Annotated in this window: 9 protein-coding genes; 4 read left to right on the top strand and 5 right to left on the bottom strand. The window is 71.3% G+C overall.

The window, feature by feature from the left end:
* Positions 1 to 95: 95 nt before the first annotated feature.
* The 4 genes from AB0I23_RS00880 (at position 96) to AB0I23_RS00865 (ending at position 6,946) form a co-directional block, all read left to right on the top strand.
* Complete coding sequence (locus AB0I23_RS00880; protein WP_359105526.1) at positions 96 to 788, top strand: spermidine synthase; 693 nt, start codon at positions 96 to 98, stop codon at positions 786 to 788.
* A 236-nt stretch (positions 789 to 1,024) separates the two neighbouring features.
* Positions 1,025 to 1,762: a response regulator transcription factor gene (locus AB0I23_RS00875; RefSeq protein ID WP_037689162.1), complete on the top strand. Its 738-nt coding sequence runs from the start codon at positions 1,025 to 1,027 to the stop codon at positions 1,760 to 1,762.
* Complete coding sequence (locus tag AB0I23_RS00870) at positions 1,759 to 2,835, top strand: HAMP domain-containing sensor histidine kinase (protein WP_359105524.1); 1,077 nt, start codon at positions 1,759 to 1,761, stop codon at positions 2,833 to 2,835. Before AB0I23_RS00875 ends, AB0I23_RS00870 begins: the two co-directional genes overlap by 4 nt.
* A gap of 259 nt (positions 2,836 to 3,094) precedes the next feature.
* Positions 3,095 to 6,946 (top strand): multifunctional oxoglutarate decarboxylase/oxoglutarate dehydrogenase thiamine pyrophosphate-binding subunit/dihydrolipoyllysine-residue succinyltransferase subunit, encoded by a 3,852-nt coding sequence (locus AB0I23_RS00865; protein ID WP_359105522.1) that lies wholly within the window; start codon positions 3,095 to 3,097, stop codon positions 6,944 to 6,946.
* Positions 6,947 to 7,035: 89 nt separating this feature from the next.
* On the opposite strand, the gene fxsT is transcribed toward AB0I23_RS00865, so the two are convergent.
* From fxsT to AB0I23_RS00840, 5 genes are all read right to left on the bottom strand, one after another.
* Positions 7,036 to 10,032: an FxSxx-COOH system tetratricopeptide repeat protein gene (gene fxsT, locus AB0I23_RS00860; protein WP_359105520.1), complete on the bottom strand. Its 2,997-nt coding sequence runs from the start codon at positions 10,030 to 10,032 to the stop codon at positions 7,036 to 7,038.
* A gap of 101 nt (positions 10,033 to 10,133) precedes the next feature.
* Entirely contained in the window at positions 10,134 to 11,525 is a 1,392-nt protein-coding gene (locus tag AB0I23_RS00855; protein WP_359105518.1) for an aKG-HExxH-type peptide beta-hydroxylase, read from the bottom strand.
* On the bottom strand, positions 11,522 to 12,745 hold the full coding sequence (locus tag AB0I23_RS00850; protein ID WP_436846855.1) for an FxsB family cyclophane-forming radical SAM/SPASM peptide maturase: 1,224 nt from the start codon (positions 12,743 to 12,745) through the stop codon (positions 11,522 to 11,524). Before AB0I23_RS00850 ends, AB0I23_RS00855 begins: the two co-directional genes overlap by 4 nt.
* Positions 12,746 to 12,962: 217 nt before the next feature.
* Complete coding sequence (gene fxsA / locus AB0I23_RS00845) at positions 12,963 to 13,208, bottom strand: FxSxx-COOH cyclophane-containing RiPP peptide (protein ID WP_436846854.1); 246 nt, start codon at positions 13,206 to 13,208, stop codon at positions 12,963 to 12,965.
* Positions 13,209 to 13,389: 181 nt separating this feature from the next.
* A complete protein-coding gene (locus AB0I23_RS00840) occupies positions 13,390 to 16,854 on the bottom strand; it encodes an SAV_2336 N-terminal domain-related protein (protein WP_359105513.1) in 3,465 nt (1,154 codons plus the stop codon).

Here is a 16,854-nt window from a genome sequence, read left to right as displayed (position 1 = left end):
GCGCCCCGTACCGATCCGGCAATTCGCTGGTCCCGGCCGCGCGGCCGGGCAAGGATGGCAGGGACTCACCCGCCCTCTATCCGGAGACCGAGGACATGCCCACCGCCGACCGCCGCACCGCCCACAGCCCCGTCACGCTCGACCGCCGCGAAGGACCGTACGGGGAGGTCGTCCTGCGGGAGCGGGGTGACGACTTCGAGATCATCGCCAACGGCTGCTTCCTGATGGACACCGCGGACGGTCGCTCCGAGCGGCTGCTGATCGACGCGGCGCTTGCCGCGCTGCCCGCAGGGCGGCCGGACCCGGCGGTGCTGATCGGCGGTCTCGGGGTCGGCTTCTCCCTCTCCCACGCCGCGGCCGAACCGCGCTGGGGGCGGATCGCGGTCGTCGAGCGGGAGCAGGCGATCATCGACTGGCACCGGGGTGGTCCGCTGGCCCGGATCACCGGTGCCGCGCTCGCCGATCCGCGGACCGAGATCCTGGCGACGGATCTGGTTGCGTACCTCCACACGACTACGGACCGTTACGACGCACTGTGTCTGGACATCGACAACGGACCGGACTGGACCGTCACCGACGACAACGACAGCCTCTACTCGCCCGCCGGTCTCGCCGACTGCCGGGAACGGCTGAATCCGGGCGGGGTGCTCGCGGTCTGGTCCGCCCGGCCGTCCGACGACTTCGAACAGGCCTTGCGGAATGCCGGATTCAGCGGGGTAAGGACGGAAGAGGTGCATGTTGCCCGAGGTGTGCCCGACGTGGTTCATCTCGCACTTCGGACGGCCTGAGGTCCCCCCACCGGGTATGCGTGGCCCCCGGACGCCCGGGGGCCAAGCGCCACAAGGCAGACACTCCGCCTCCTCCTCGCGTCCAACCCGTTCCCGTGCCGTTGCACCCTGCGTAGCCGGGAGCCGTCCGGTGGCTTTACGCTGCTGAGCGGCAAACGGGATCACCCACGAAATTCACAAGCGAAGACCGTGCGTCCGGGGGAATGGCCCCCGCGAGAACGGGCAGGGGCGGGGCGATGGAACAGACACACACCACCCACAACGGTGTCGCGGCCACCCCGGGCGCACAGCGCCGGGTGCTGGTGGTCGAGGACGACGCGACGATCGTCGACGCCATCTCCGCCCGTCTGCGGGCCGAGGGTTTCCTGGTGCAGACCGCGCTCGACGGCCCCGCGGCCGTCGACGCGGCCGAGGCCTGGCAGCCCGACCTGATGGTGCTCGACATCATGCTGCCGGGCTTCGACGGCCTGGAGGTGTGCCGCCGGGTGCAGGCCACACGGCCGGTGCCTGTGCTGATGCTGACCGCCCGGGACGACGAGACCGACATGCTGGTCGGCCTCGGTGTCGGCGCGGACGACTACATGACCAAACCGTTCTCGATGCGCGAGCTGGCGGCCCGGGTGCATGTCCTGCTGCGCCGGGTGGAGCGTGCCGCACTGGCCGCGGTGACGCCGCGCAGCGGCATCCTGCGCCTCGGCGAGCTGGAGATCGACCACGCGCAGCGCCGGGTGCGGGTGCGCGCCGAGGACGTCCACCTCACGCCGACCGAGTTCGATCTGCTGGTCTGCCTGGCCGGCACACCGCGCGCGGTGCTCTCCCGGGAGCAGTTGCTCGCGGAGGTCTGGGACTGGGCGGACGCCTCCGGCACCCGTACCGTCGACAGCCACATCAAGGCGCTGCGCCGGAAGATCGGTGCGGAGCGGATCCGTACCGTGCACGGGGTCGGTTACGCCCTGGAGACCCCGGCGCCATGACCCGGCCGGGCTCCGGACTGCGTCCCTTCTCGGTCAAGGCGAAGCTGGGCACGCTCGTCGTGGTCTCGGTGTTCATCACGACCGGGCTTCTGATGGTGGCGGTGCGCACCAGGACCGAGCTGCGGTTCATCACCGTGTTCTCGGTGATCGCGACACTGCTGATCACCCAGTTCGTGGCGCACGGCCTGACGGCGCCGCTGGACGAGATGACGAAGGTCGCCCGGTCGATCTCGCACGGCGACTACACCAGACGGGTGAGGGGCGCCGACCGGCGTGACGAGCTCGGCGACCTGGCGCAGACGATCAATCTCATGGCGGACGATCTGGAGGCCGTGGACCGGCACCGCAAGGAGCTGGTGGCCAACGTCTCGCACGAGCTGCGGACGCCGATCGCGGCGCTGAGGGCGGTGCTGGAGAACGTCGTGGACGGGGTCTCCGCGGCTGATCCGGAGACGATGCGCACGGCGCTCAAACAGACGGAGCGGCTCAGCAGGCTGGTGGAGACGCTGCTGGACCTGTCCCGGCTGGACCACGGGGTGGTCACCCTGAAGGCCCGCCGCTTCGAGGTGTGGCCGTATCTCTCGGGCGTGCTGAAGGAAGCGAACCTGGCCGCCTCGCACCGCCGGCTGTCCTCCGGTTCCGGGAACCACAGCCGCAAGGACGTCCATCTGCATCTGGATGTGTCGCCGCCCGAACTGACCGCTCATGCGGACGCGGAGCGGCTCCACCAGGTGGTGGCCAATCTGATCGACAACGCTGTCAAGCACAGCCCGCCGCACGGCCGGGTCACGGTGCGGGCGCGGCGCGGCGCGCAGCCGGAGTCGCTGGACCTGGAGGTCCTGGACGAGGGTCCGGGCATCCCCGAGTCCGAGCGGCACCGGGTCTTCGAGCGTTTCAACCGTGGCGAGGTGCCGTCCCCGCACGGTCCGGGCAGCGACGGCGGTACGGGGCTGGGTCTGGCGATCGCCCGCTGGGCGGTGAATCTGCACGGCGGCCGCATCGGAGTGGCTGAATCGGCTCGCGGCTGCCGGATCCAAGTCACCCTTCCGGGGATCCCTCAATCGCACAGTTGACATAGGGTTCGAACCGGAAGGGCACGTTCTACGTGTCGTCCCACGAGGGGAGACGGTCCATGGGGCCGTAGCCACTGCCTCGCGTACCCGGACTGAAGCGGAACCAGGGTTGTTTCCCGCCATTTCCTGCGCCGAAACCCGCTCTTTGATGTGACTTGCACGACGAAGACCGGCCCGGTCTGCATGGAACGGTCAAGGAGGCGTAGCCTTGATTTCCGCTGTCCATCACCTTGTGAAGCGGAAGAGGGCGGTTGCCGCCGTGTCGTCTCAGTCCCCCAGTAACTCAAGCATCTCGACCGACCAAGCCAGCCCGGGCACGAGCCCGGCTGCGGCTTTCGGCCCCAATGAGTGGCTCGTCGACGAGATCTATCAGCAGTACCTCCAGGACCCCAATTCGGTCGATCGCGCCTGGTGGGACTTCTTCGCCGACTACAAGCCGGGTACGTCCGGCACGGCGGACAAGCCCGTTCCCGGCGCCGCAGCCGCGGGGGCTGCGGTGGCCCCGGCCGCCACCGCACCGGCCCGGACCGCGCCTGCCGCTCCGGCGCAGGTCCCGGCCGCCGCACCGGCCGCCCCGGCGAAGCCCGCGGCTGCCGCTCCGGTCGCTGCCCCGGTGGCACCGGCCGCGCCCGCCGCTCCGGCCGCGCCCGCCGCTCCGGCCGCGCCCGCCGTTCCGGCTGCGCCCGCCGTTCCGGCCGCGAAGGCCGCCGCACCCGCCAAGGCGGCCCCGGCCGCTGCCGCCGAGGGCCCCGAGTACGTGACGCTGCGCGGCCCGTCCGCCGCCGTGGCGAAGAACATGAACGCCTCCCTGGAACTGCCGACGGCCACGTCCGTGCGCGCCGTTCCGGTGAAGCTGCTCTTCGACAACCGCATCGTCATCAACAACCACCTCAAGCGCGCCCGCGGCGGGAAGATCTCCTTCACGCACCTCATCGGGTACGCGATGGTGCAGGCCCTCAAGGCCATGCCGTCGATGAACCACTCCTTCGCGGAGAAGGACGGCAAGCCGACCCTGGTCAAGCCGGAGCACGTCAACCTCGGTCTGGCCATCGACCTGGTGAAGCCGAGCGGCGACCGCCAGCTGGTCGTCGCGGCCATCAAGAAGGCCGAGACGCTCAACTTCTTCGAGTTCTGGCAGGCGTACGAGGACATCGTCCGCCGCGCCCGCATCGGCAAGCTCGGCATGGACGACTTCACCGGAGTCACCGCCTCGCTGACCAACCCCGGCGGCATCGGCACCGTCCACTCGGTGCCCCGCCTGATGCCCGGACAGGGCCTCATCATGGGTGTCGGCGCGATGGACTACCCGGCGGAGTTCCAGGGCACCTCCCAGGACACCCTGAACAAGCTGGGCATCTCGAAGGTCATGACCCTGACCTCGACGTACGACCACCGCGTCATCCAGGGCGCCGCCTCCGGCGAGTTCCTGCGGATCGTGTCCCAGCTCCTGCTCGGCGAGAACGAGTTCTACGACGAGATCTTCAAGGCGCTGCGCATCCCCTACGAGCCGGTCCGCTGGCTCAAGGACATCGACGCCTCGCACGACGACGACGTCACCAAGGCGGCGCGGGTCTTCGAGCTGATCCACTCCTACCGGGTCCGCGGCCATGTCATGGCCGACACCGACCCGCTGGAGTACCGCCAGCGCAAGCACCCCGACCTGGACATCACCGAGCACGGCCTCACCCTGTGGGACCTGGAGCGGGACTTCGCGGTCGGCGGGTTCGCCGGCAAGACGATGATGAAGCTCCGCGACATCCTCGGTGTGCTGCGTGAGTCGTACTGCCGCACCACCGGCATCGAGTTCATGCACATCCAGGACCCGAAGCAGCGCAAGTGGCTCCAGGACCGGGTGGAGCGTCCGCGCCCCAAGCCGGAGCGCGAGGAGCAGCTGCGGATCCTGCGCCGCCTCAACGCCGCCGAGGCGTTCGAGACGTTCCTGCAGACCAAGTACGTCGGCCAGAAGCGGTTCTCGCTGGAGGGCGGCGAGTCCGTCATCCCGCTGCTCGACGCGGTCATCGACTCCGCCGCCGAGGCCCGCCTCGACGAGGTCGTCATCGGCATGGCCCACCGCGGCCGTCTGAACGTGCTGGCGAACATCGTCGGCAAGTCGTACGCGCAGATCTTCCGGGAGTTCGAGGGCAACCTCGACCCGCGGTCGATGCACGGCTCCGGCGACGTGAAGTACCACCTGGGCGCCGAAGGCACCTTCACCGGTCTGGACGGCGAGCAGATCAAGGTCTCGCTGGCGGCCAACCCCTCGCACCTGGAGGCGGTCGACCCGGTCCTCGAGGGCATCGCCCGCGCCAAGCAGGACATCATCAACAAGGGCGGCACGGACTTCACGGTCCTGCCCGTCGCGCTCCACGGCGACGCGGCCTTCGCGGGCCAGGGCGTCGTCGCCGAGACGCTCAACATGTCGCAGCTGCGCGGCTACCGCACCGGCGGCACCGTGCACGTGGTGATCAACAACCAGGTCGGCTTCACCGCCGCCCCGGAGTCCTCCCGCTCCTCGATGTACGCCACCGACGTGGCACGCATGATCGAGGCGCCGATCATCCACGTCAACGGAGACGACCCCGAGGCCGTCGTCCGCGTGGCCCGGCTGGCCTTCGAATTCCGGCAGGCGTTCAACAAGGACGTGGTCATCGACCTCATCTGCTACCGCCGCCGCGGTCACAACGAGGGCGACAACCCGGAGTTCACCAACCCGCAGATGTACACCCTGATCGACAAGAAGCGCTCGGTGCGCAAGCTCTACACCGAGTCCCTCATCGGTCGCGGCGACATCACGCTGGAAGAGGCCGAGCAGGCGCTCCAGGACTTCCAGGGCCAGCTGGAGAAGGTCTTCGCGGAGGTCCGCGAAGCCACCTCGCACCCGGCCCAGACCCATGTCCCGGAAGCACGGCCCGAGTTCCCGGTCGCCGTGACCACCGCGGTCTCCGCGGAGGTCGTGAAGCGGATCGCCGAGTCCCAGGTCAACATCCCGGAGCGGATCACGGTCCACCCGCGCCTGATGCCGCAGATGCAGCGCCGTGCCGCCTCGGTGGAGAACGGCACGATCGACTGGGGCATGGGCGAGACCCTGGCCATCGGTTCGCTGCTGATGGAGGGCACCCCGGTCCGGCTCGCCGGCCAGGACACCCGCCGAGGCACCTTCGGTCAGCGCCACGCGGTCCTGGTCGACCAGGTGACCGGCGAGGACTACACCCCGCTGCTCTACCTCTCCGACGAACAGGCCCGTTACAACGTCTACGACTCGCTGCTCAGCGAGTACGCGGCGATGGGCTTCGAGTACGGCTACTCGCTGGCCCGCCCGGAGTCGCTGGTCATCTGGGAGGCCCAGTTCGGTGACTTCGTCAACGGCGCGCAGACCGTCGTCGACGAGTTCATCTCCTCGGCCGAGCAGAAGTGGGGCCAGACCTCAGGCGTCACGCTGCTCCTGCCGCACGGCTACGAGGGCCAGGGCCCGGACCACTCGTCCGCCCGCCCGGAGCGCTTCCTCCAGATGTGCGCGCAGAGCAACATGACGGTCGCCATGCCGACGCTCCCGTCGAACTACTTCCACCTCCTGCGGTGGCAGGTGCACAACCCGCACCACAAGCCGCTGGTCGTCTTCACCCCGAAGTCGATGCTCCGCCTCAAGGCGGCGGCGTCCAAGGCGGAGGAGTTCACCACCGGCGGCTTCCGCCCGGTGATCGGCGACGACTCGGTCGACCCGAGCGCGGTCCGCAAGGTCGTCTTCTGCGCCGGCAAGGTCTACTACGACCTGGATGCCGAGCGCGAGAAGCGCGGCGTGACGGACACGGCGATCATCCGGCTGGAGCGTCTGTACCCGCTGCCGGGTGCCGAGCTGCAGGCCGAGATCGCCAAGTATCCGAACGCCGAGAAGTATCTCTGGGCCCAGGAGGAGCCGGCCAACCAGGGTGCCTGGCCGTTCATCGCCCTGAACCTGATCGACCACCTGGACCTGGCCGTCGGCGCCGACGTCCCGCACGGTGAGCGCCTGCGTCGCATCTCGCGGCCGCACGGCTCCTCCCCGGCGGTCGGCTCGGCCAAGCGCCACCAGGCCGAGCAGGCACAGCTGGTCGCCGAGGTCTTCGAGGCCTGACCGGCGGTTGTACGTACGGAGGGCCCGGCCCCGCGATCGATTCGCGGGGCCGGGCCCTCCGGCATATCGCCGTTCCTTCGGTGATCGAATCAGATGATCTGCGGCTCGAAGTCCCAGTACGGGCGGTTGCGGGACCGCGCCGAGACCGTGTGGACGTGCTGTGCGCCCAGCGTGGCGACGAGGTCGCCCAATGCCTCGCTCTCGACCTTGTCGGCCCGCTGCCTCTCCCGCATGCCCCGCAGGTCCGCCGCGTGGGCGATCCGGGCGGAGAGCGTGAGCGGATGGGTCCGGCCGAGGGTCTCGATGGCCCGGGTGACGCAGACGTCGGTCAGCGCGGCGGCGGATTCCGGGTCGCCGACCAGGTTGCGCAGTGCCGACGCGTTGATCGCGCAGCCGAGCGTCCATGGGTGGTTCTCGCCCACGGCTCGCGTCATCTGGGCGAGCGCTTCTTCGGTGAGCAGGTGGGCATGGTCCCGTTCGCCGACATTGCGGAGGATCAGAGCGTGGTTGGCGCGGGTGCCGGCCACGTACGGGTGTTCCTCACCGAGCATCGTGGTGTACCCGTCGACGACGTACTCACTTATCGTCCTGGCCTGGTCGATGTCGGCGTGCTCGCGCGCGAAGAAACTCTGGCTGGCCGCGAACATCAAGGTCAGGGGGTCGCCCTCACCCAGAACCCGCTCGCCGCGCTCGAGGACCCGGGTGAACGCGGGCGCGGCCTTGCCACGTTCGCCGTTGCGGTAGCGGCAGAGCGCGAGGTTGTGCTCGGCGAGCAGCGTCTGGGGGTTGTCCTCACCCAGGACGATCCGGTGCACCCGGGCGCTCTGCGCCTGGAGCGATTCGGCCTCGCTGTAGCGGCCGAGCAGCCGGAGATCCGTGGCGTAGTTGATCTCGGAGAGGAGGGTCCAGCTGTGCCGGGCCCTCAACAGTTGCCGCCGCGCCTCCAGAGTGCGCCGGTTGAGCTCCCGGGACTCTTCGTACCGACCGAGCAGGCGCTGCGAAATGGCCAGGTTGTTCTGGGCGTTGACGGTGCGGGAGTCCTGGTCTCCGAGCAATTCGCGGTAGGTGTCGAGGATCCAGCTGGACATCTCCAGCGCCTCCTCGTAGCGGCCGAGGCCCCGCAGGTCCGCGGCGAGGCCACTGGCGGCCCGCAGATGTTCGAGGTCCTGTCCCCCGCGCTCGGTGCGCAGGTGGTCGACCACGGCCCGCTCCATGGCCTCGGTGCCCGCGTAGTCGCCGACGGCCCGCATCAGGTTGGCGTAGTTGTAGCTGAGGTCCCAGAGCCTGGGGTGGGTTGCACCCAGCAGTTCGCGCCACGCCGTCATGGCGCGGCCGCCGAGCTTGATGCCCGCCCGGTACTCGCCCGAGAAGTACATGTAGCGCAGGCAGTTGAGGACCAGGGTGTGCACCGCGGGATCGGTGCTCTCCAGGACGCCGGCCCACTTCAGATGAGGAGTGATCTCGGCGTACGCGGGCCATTGCGTGGCGTCGATGGGCCGTCCGGGGTCGGCGGCTGCGAGAGCCCGGCGGACGACGTCGATGAACTCCTCCCGGTCCCGCTCCGGCATGTCCTTGCCCACGATCTGGTGGACCATGCGGTGCAGATAAAGCGATTCTCCCGAGGACGAGGCCTCCTCGTCCACCGACTCGTGGGACTCCAGCCGCACCACGGAGTACTGCCGCAGCTGGCTGATCGCCCTGTTCCAGAGCAGCGGATCGTTCATCAGGCCGGTGAGCTGTTCCGGCAGCTCACCGGGCGGCATCTCCTTCAGCAGCCGTACGGGAATGGAGCCCGGTGCGAAGAAGCTGCACAGCCGCAGCAGGTCGATGGACTCGGGGACCGTCTCCTTGAGCTTGTTCAGCAGTATTGACCAGGCGGTCTGGAAGGCGATCGGAAAGTCCCTGGAGACCTTGACGACGTCCTGGTCGATGCCGCCCTGGAGGAGTTCGATGTACTCCTCGATCGACATGTCGGAGTCGTTGAGCCAGCCGGCCGTCTGGTCGAGCAGCAGCGGGAGGTCCTCCAGCGCCTCGGCCAGCTGAGCGGCCTCGGTGTGCGTCAGCCGTGGAGCCCGGCGGCGGACGAAGGCCACCGACTCGTCCCGGCTGTAGATCGGCACCTCGAGGAGGTTGCTGTTGTGCTCGCCCCACTCCGGGTTGCGTGACGTGATCAGGACGTGTCCCGGACCGGTCGGCACCAGGTCCCAGATCTGTTCGGGGTCGTCGGCTCCGTCGAGGACGAGGAGCCAGTGGGAGTACGGTTCACCGCGGCGCAGCGAGTCCCTGACCGCGCGCAGCCGTTCGCCGTACTCGGCGCCGGTGGGCAGGCCCAGTTCCGGGGCGAGTTCGGCGAGTTTCTGGCGGTAGAGGGCGCGGCGGTCGGCGGGGACCCACCACACGACGTCGTATTCGGAGCCGAAGCGGTAGACGTACTCCGCGGCCAGCTGCGTCTTGCCGACGCCGGACATGCCGTGGAGTGTCACGACGCCCGCACCGGGGCCCGCCTCCTGAAGTGCGTGGTACGCCTCGTTGAGCAGCCCCTCACGGCCGGTGAACCGGATGTTGCGGCGCGGCACTCCGCCCCACACCTCGGGGGTGTCGGCCGGGAAGCGGGGCCCGGGCTTCGCGTCGGCGGACTGCGGCACCGGGTCGCCGGTCAGATCGAGGCGGGCGAGCATGCGCCGCTCGGCCTCGTCCGCACCGACGTTGGTCAGGTCGGCCGCAGCGAAGACGGAGGTGGCGCCGGGCATGACGGAGGCGGAGATGGAGACGGCCGCGAAGCGCTCGGCATCGGGGGCGACCACTTCGCGCAGCGCCCCGTTCCACTCGCCGTGGCTGCGGGGTCCCAGTTGGAAGTACCAGTCGCTGAGAATGACGAGGATGCGGCCGGGGGCGAGCATCAGGTCCTGCAACGAGTCCTCCAGCGGGGTCTCCACCGGGGGATCCCAGCGCTGGAACACGACGCGCACACCACGCCGTTCGAGACGGTCCCCGATCCAGGCCGCCCAGGCCCGGTTGAACCCGGCGAAACTGATGGTGACGGTGGACGCCCCCGTTGCTCCAACTTGTCTACGCGCTACGGGCATTCGGCCGTCTCCCTGCATCGATACAAGCCCTGTCAACATACACCGGCGACCGGGTCGGACCTCCTTCTGAAGTCTGTTGCCGCTTGATCCGCGGCACCCGGTCACGCTCGCTCCGAATAGTTCCTCTGCTGCCATATCACCCGGGCCGTGGCCACGTACGCCCTCGCGCGAGCCAAGTGCCCCGTTGGGGGTGGCCAATCCGCCAGTCGGTGGTAGAGCGTGATCATTTCGTTGACGATCACACGGCCTTCGGGAGTCAGCGCGCCGGATCCGGCGAGAACGGGCAGGACTGCGCCGACCTGCTCACGGCGGCGGGCGTGCTCGGACCACGCCAGATCGCGCTGGGTGTAGGTGGCACGTTCCGCGCCGAGCGCGAACCGCTGCCAGTAGTCGGCGAGCGCGATGTGCGAATAGGCCCCTTGGAGCAGCCCGTCGAAGGGCCGCGGGTCGGGCCGCCAGGGTGCGAAGTGCCGGGGCGCGGTGTCCTCGTGGTGCAGGGGTACGAGGGCGCTGAGCGCGGCCAGTTTGGTGTGCTGGAGTTCGTGCACGAGAGTCGAGGCGAAGTGAACGGCGTCGGCCGGCCTGCTGCTGAGGACGGCCCCGAACGCCTCGCGCCGGGTGCCGCTGCAGTGCGCCGCGCCCTCGCCGGAGGGAGCGGACCCGGGCGGCGGGGCCAGTGGCACAAGACAGCGAAGCAGGACGGCCGCTTCAGTCGACCGGTGGCCGCCGCCGATCCGGAGCAGGGGCTCCACGCCCGACCAGGACGCGGCCCAGGCCTTGCGCCCGTCGTCGTCGAGGTGGATGGTGCCACTCAGTCCATGGCGCTCGAGACCGCCGCCCGCGGCGCGGTACGGGTCGAGATCGTCCAGCGGTACGGGGTTGTCGCCCGGCAGTACGGCGGGCAGCGCGGACACGGGCAGCCAACGTGGGTCCAAGGAACTCGCGACGCCGGAGTCGACCCCTACGGAGACGTCTGCCGAACGCCCCCGGCGGAGCCTCACCTCTCCGCCGTCCGCCGAGAGAGCGACCGCGCCCGGGCCCAGGTGGGCGGCGCCGAGCGTCGGCAGATGCAGCACCGCGCCGCGCGGGGTGAGCCGTGTCGCGAAGGGCAGCCCGGCGCGGATGGCGGCCGCGGCGGCCAGCGCACCCAAGTGGCCGAGATCGGTACGGAGTTCCGGGACCGGCGCATCGGCGGTGAGACCGTTCAGGCAGCGCTCGGCCCAGGGGCCCACGAGCGGATGGAGCAGGACGGAACGTGCGGCTGCCCGGTCGGTACGCTCGGCCGCCGCCAGCAGCGCCCAGTCCTCGTGGAGCCGGTCGAGCAGGTCCGGCGGGCAGATGGTCACGGGGGCGGCCGCCGCCGCGTCGAGCAGGGCGCGCAGCAGGACGAGCCGACGGGTGTCCTGGTCTCGGACGAGTAGTTCCAGGGCCTCGGCGTCGCCTTCGGTGCGGCCGAGTTCGCGCAGCGCGCGGTGGGGGAGGGTGGGACTCATGGGGGGTCTCCTGCAGTCGCTTCGGCCAGCCGGGCCGCCACATGGCGGACCAGTCGGTCGAGGTCGGCGCAGTAGACGGAGGGGTTGGCGAAGCCGTGTCCTGCGCGGTAGCGGTGGGCGTAGTGACCGCCGCCGCAGACGGTGAGCAGCGGGCACGTGCGGCAGACGGCGGCGAGCGCATCGGCGCCGGCCTGGCGGGCGGCGACGCCGGGGTGCCGCAGGGCATCGTCGAAGGTGTGGCGGAAGATGTCGAGTCCGGTGGCCGCGGCCGTGTCATAGGCGGACTTGAGGGAGTCGATCTGCTCGATCGTGCCGTTGGTCTCGACCACGATGGCGTTGACCGGGTCGAGTCCGAGGGATTCGGTGGCGGCGGGCAGGCCGAGCAGGAGGGCGAGGCACTCCTCGAAGAGCCGGACCTTGGTCTCCCGTCGCCCGGCCGGCCACCAGCGGTCGAAAACGGTGCACAGCCAGTCGCCGTAGGGGGTAGGACGTCCGATTCCGCCGGGGTGTGCGGAGTGCGCCGGGTGCGTGGCGGCCAGGCCTGGCGGCGGGGCCGTCCAATTGCCGTGCGGCAGCAGCAGATCCAGGGCCGGTGGGCGCAGGGCCAGCAGCGACTCGTACATCTCGACCGGGTCGGTCCGTGGGTCGACGACGGTGAGGATGCCCGCGTACGCCTCGGGGTGCCGGTCGGCGAGCAACCGGGCGCCGCGCGAGGCCGCCGGCCAGGAGGGGCGCCCCGCGTGGTCGGTGCGCTCGGTGTTGTGGGCGGGCAGACCGCCGTCCAGGCTGATGCCGATGCCGATGCGGTGCCGGGCCAGTGTGGCGATGCGCGCGTCGGTGAGCAAAGTGGCGTTGGTCTGGACAGTGGCGCGTACGGTGCAGTCGGCCGGCGCCCGGTCACGAACCCGGTCGGCGAAGGCGGCCAGCCGGTCGGCACCCGCGAGCAGGGGTTCGCCGCCGTGCAGCACGAGGGCGACCTCCCGCAGCCGGTGAGCCGCGGCGTGATCGGCGATACGCGAGGCGGTGCGCTCCAGGACCGCGGGCGCGGCGGCGGACGGGCGGTCGCGCCAGGACCGGTCGGGGCCCTCGTACAGGTAGCAGTAGCGGCAGGCCAGATTGCAGCGGCCGTGCACCTTGACGATGAACTGGCCGAAAGGGACGGGGGTGCGGCTCACAGAGCCGGTGTGCCACGGCACGCGAGGGGGCGCCTGTCGGGACAACCTGGCACCCCCTGTTGCACGGACCCTTGGGACAGCTCCTGCGTACGGCCGCGTGGACGGCTCTCGGTGCCGGCCTGAAGCGAGTATCCCTGGCCCTCCGGGAGGGCAAACCCGGCCGGGCTGCGACGTCCTGTTCGGCGGAGTCCGGGGCCGAAACCATGCGGGTCGGCTCGGCTCCGGACGCGTTTCGGCGGCCTGTCCTGACGACTCGGATCGTTCACAGCGCGCTGGTGAATCCCCACAGCATCTCCCGCGGCTGGTTCGCCCTGCCCCGCAGATCCGCCACCACGGCCGCGAGGACCGGATGGTCCAGCGTCCGCAGGGTTTCCAGGTCGAGCTCCAGCAGATCCGGCAGTTCCGGCAGTTCACCGCCCGGCCCGCCGTCGGCTGTCGACCGGATCGGCCCGTACACCTCACGCGACTCGCCCATCACATCTCCCCGTTCCCGCTGCACCGGGCTCACGGTCGCACGCTCACCGTCGAGCGCCCTCCGTCGAGCTCCCGTCCCTGCCCCACGTATGTACCGCTGCCTCGCACACCTCGCCCGGCCCCGAACGCCCGGGACCGGACCTCCCGCACCGGACGCCCCGGTTCAGGCAGCCCGGCGCACGCCGTACACCCGCCGCGCGCACACCGTCGTGCGCTCAGCGCTCCAGCTCGGCCAACCGCGCGGCGGTCGACTCGCCCGCCGCGCCGCCGCCGTTCGGCAGTTTGCGCCATTCGAGGCCGGCCGCCCGGTACGCCTCCCGCGCGGCCCGGGGACGCCCCGCCTTCTCGTACGTCATACCCCGCCAGTGGTTGGCCATAGCACCCAACTCCACCGCCTCTTGCCACTGTTGTGGACTCTCCAGCTCCGCTTCCGCCGTGCGGGCGGACTCGGCCGCGTCCCGGAACGCCTCGGCCGCGTCGTCGAGCCTGGCCGGCCGCTGCAGCACCCGCGAGGCATCGAGATGGGACCGGCCCAGCGCCAGCCAGCAGCGCGCCGCGGTCAGCGGATCGCGGGCCTCCTGCGCGGCGACGCCGAAGAGGTGCTCCGCCTCCCGCAGGTCGACCCGGTCCTCGGTGGCTCGGTGCCGCAGCATCAGGGCCCGCCCGAGCATCAGCAGCCGCTCGGCCTGGCGCGCGCTGCCGGACGGTGTCTCCGTACGGCAGTCGCGCAGCACCCGCACCGCCGCGCCGATGTACTCACGCCCGTCCGGCAGTCCGGCACGCCGCAACAGGGTCCCGCCCCATTCGGCGAGCAGATCCGCATGGGCCCGGGAGTCGCGCGGGACACCGCGGGAGGCGCGGGCAAACCATTCGGCGGCCGCCACGAGTTCGTCCGGTGCGCCCAGCTGGTCGTAACGGGCGACCCGGACCCGGCCCGCCCTGGTCTGGAGCGCGGCGCGCTGACGCTGTTCCCGCACGGTCTCCAGCGCCTGGTCGATCAGGGTCGTCGCCTCGTCCGGTTCGCCGCCGGAGGCCAGCAGGGCATCCACCAGGTCCAGCAGGATCCGCACCTCGGTGCCCAGGGTGTGCCGGCCGCCACCCGCCCCGAACGCGGTGCGCAGCGAGCGGGCCGCCTGCCCCGCGTACACCCGCGCCTGTTCGCTGTCGACGGTCGCCCCGGCCAGTTTGAGCAGGGTCCGGCCGTGCGCCAGCGGCAGCGTGGCCGGACGGTTCTCCTGGTCGGGCCAGGCGTCGGCGAACGCCTCCAGCATTCCAGCCGCGGCCTGCAACAGGGCGCTGTCGCCGCCGAGGCGCCACTGCGCCTCCAGGGCCCGTACCCGCTCCAGGGTGAGCCGGAGCGCCTCGCCCGGGTCGAGGCCGGGGGCCGCGCAGGCGACCGTGTACTCGCGGTCGGCGCGTCGGAGCAGGGCCAGTGCGCCGCGTCGGTCGCCGCGCCGCCGCCGGTCGTCGGCCGCGGCGTGCAGCACCTTGGCCAGCACCGCCCGTTCGCGTACCGTCCCGGGGTGCGCGGCGGCCCGTTCCGCCGCGTTCTCGGCCTCGCGCAGGAGGTCGTCGCCGCCCTGGACCTCCCACAGCCGCAGCACGCAGCGGGCGTACTCGGCCCACAGTTCGGGGTCGGCGCCCGGGTACCGCTCGCGCTCGGTGGCGCCCCGGAGCAGCTGCACGGCGTCGATCAGGTACTGCACCATGCTGTCCGAGTCGAACCGGCGCAGGAGTGCGCGGGCGCTCTCCACCGCCGTGTGTGTCATCCGGCCGGGGGCGTCGCGGCCACCCCGGTCGCCGTAGAGGGCGAACTGCTCGGGCAGCGGCATGAAGCGCTCCAGTACGCGAGCCGCGACCTCGGCGAAGGGGTGAGGAACACGCGACCCGCCGCTGCCGTCGCTCTCCCCGTTCTCGTCGCCCTCGTCGTTCTCGGCGTTCTCTGCGTTCTCTGCGTTCGGCCCGATACCGTCGCTCTGCATGTGACGGCCGGGCTCGGCGGCGTACGAGGAGGCGCGCCGGCCGTCCCCGAGCTGGGCGAACGCCAGCGCGGGGAAGTTCGGACCGCCCTTGCCGAACCGCTGCTCTATGTACTCCGAACAGTGTTTGAGCACGAGCAGCGCCTCGTCCCGTCCCAGCGGTCCGAGCAGCGCTTCCTGGACGCCGGGCGCGAACTCGTACCACTGCCCGTCGCCCACGCCGTCGCCCTTGCTCCGCGAGATCAGTCCGCTGAGCAGCACCTCGGCGAGTTCGGAGGGGCCGGAGCCGGGCAGCATCGTCCGCTGCACCAGCTGCATCACCGGCAGATAGAGCGGTGCCGCGGCGAGATAGACCGCGAGCTGTCCGGCGACCGGGGAGGCCGCCGAGCGGAAGCGGCTGACCAGCTGGAGCGAGGACGGCCGGTCGCCGGGGCGTGGTGCGGGCGCGGCGGGCTGGTCGGCCCTGACCCAGCCGACCGCCCCGGAGATGCGGCCGGCGCCGGTTCCGGAGAGAAGTCGCGCCCACGCGGCGAGCGCGCCCGCCACGGGCGGGAGTACGGGGACGGCGAGGGCGCCGGGACGTGCGGTGGGTGACCCGCCCGCCTCCTCGGTGACCTTCAGGACCGCGGCCCCGGAGGGTCCATCGCCGCGGGAGAGCGCACCGTAGGTCACCGGTAGCCGGGTACGGTTCCACATCCGCTGCGGCAGCGGCTGCAGTACGGCAGTGGGGGCCTGCCGGGCCAGCTGGTGGAGCAGCCGGTGGGCGCGCCCGCTGTGCCAGAGCGGACCGGCGCAGTCGCTGACCAGGACGGTGACGCGGCGGCCGGTCGGATCACTGAGCCGGTCCGCGGAGTTCAGCGGGGCGGCGGCCGGGTCGGGGCTGCGGCTGACCGCGCAGGAACCGTCGGGACCACGGTGCAGATAGCGCACCTGGACATCCCGAAAGGCTCCCAACTGACCGAATATCTGCTGAAGTTCACCGAACATCCGGTCCCAGACACGCATCGACGAGGAGGCGTCCATGACGAACTGCAGCAGCGCGTCGGCCCGGGACACCCCGCGGAACACCGGCATGATCAACCCTCCCGCGCGGGCGCTGAGTTCGGCGGTGGCCGTCTCGTCCAGGGTGCGGCGCAGGGGAGGTGCGGCGGGGCGATAGCGCTGCAAGGGGCGTAAGGCTCGCTGGAGTTCGAGAGGTGCGGGCAGGGCGGGGGCGGCGGGCACGCCGAGGGTGAGGGTGGTGGCGCTGCGGCGCCCAAGGCCGTGCGGTCCGCCGCCCTCACGCTGCCCTTCGCGGTGCGGGACGGAGTCCGCGGGCGGTACGGGATACAGCGCTACGCGGCGGTCGGCGGCCGCGGGATCCCCCTGCTCCGGGAGCTCGCCGTCGTCCGGCGCGGCGTCCGCACCGGGCCCGGCCGTGGCGCGGGCGGGCGGCGTGGTCGGTCCCGCGTCGGAAGGCTCGGCGCGTGAGGACAGAACGGCGGGGCCACCCTGCTCCTCAGCCCCTTCCGGCGTGTCGGCGTGACGGGTCCATCGGGCGAGCCAGAGAGCGTCGCAGAGCTGTTCGGCGTCGGGGTCGAGCCCGGCCCCGCGCAGCCGGGCGACGAGTGCGGGCAGCAGGCCTCCGTCGTACGGCTCCGGTTCCGCAGGACGCCCTCCCCCTGCTCCGTCCGGGCCGTGGCGTGCCGTGGCGTCGGGCAT

Origin of the sequence: Streptomyces atratus, assembly GCF_040655115.1 — a bacterium.
GTDB lineage: Bacteria > Actinomycetota > Actinomycetes > Streptomycetales > Streptomycetaceae > Streptomyces > Streptomyces atratus_D.
Note: the sequence above shows the minus strand (reverse complement) of the source record. Positions and strands in the feature narration are given on the sequence as shown.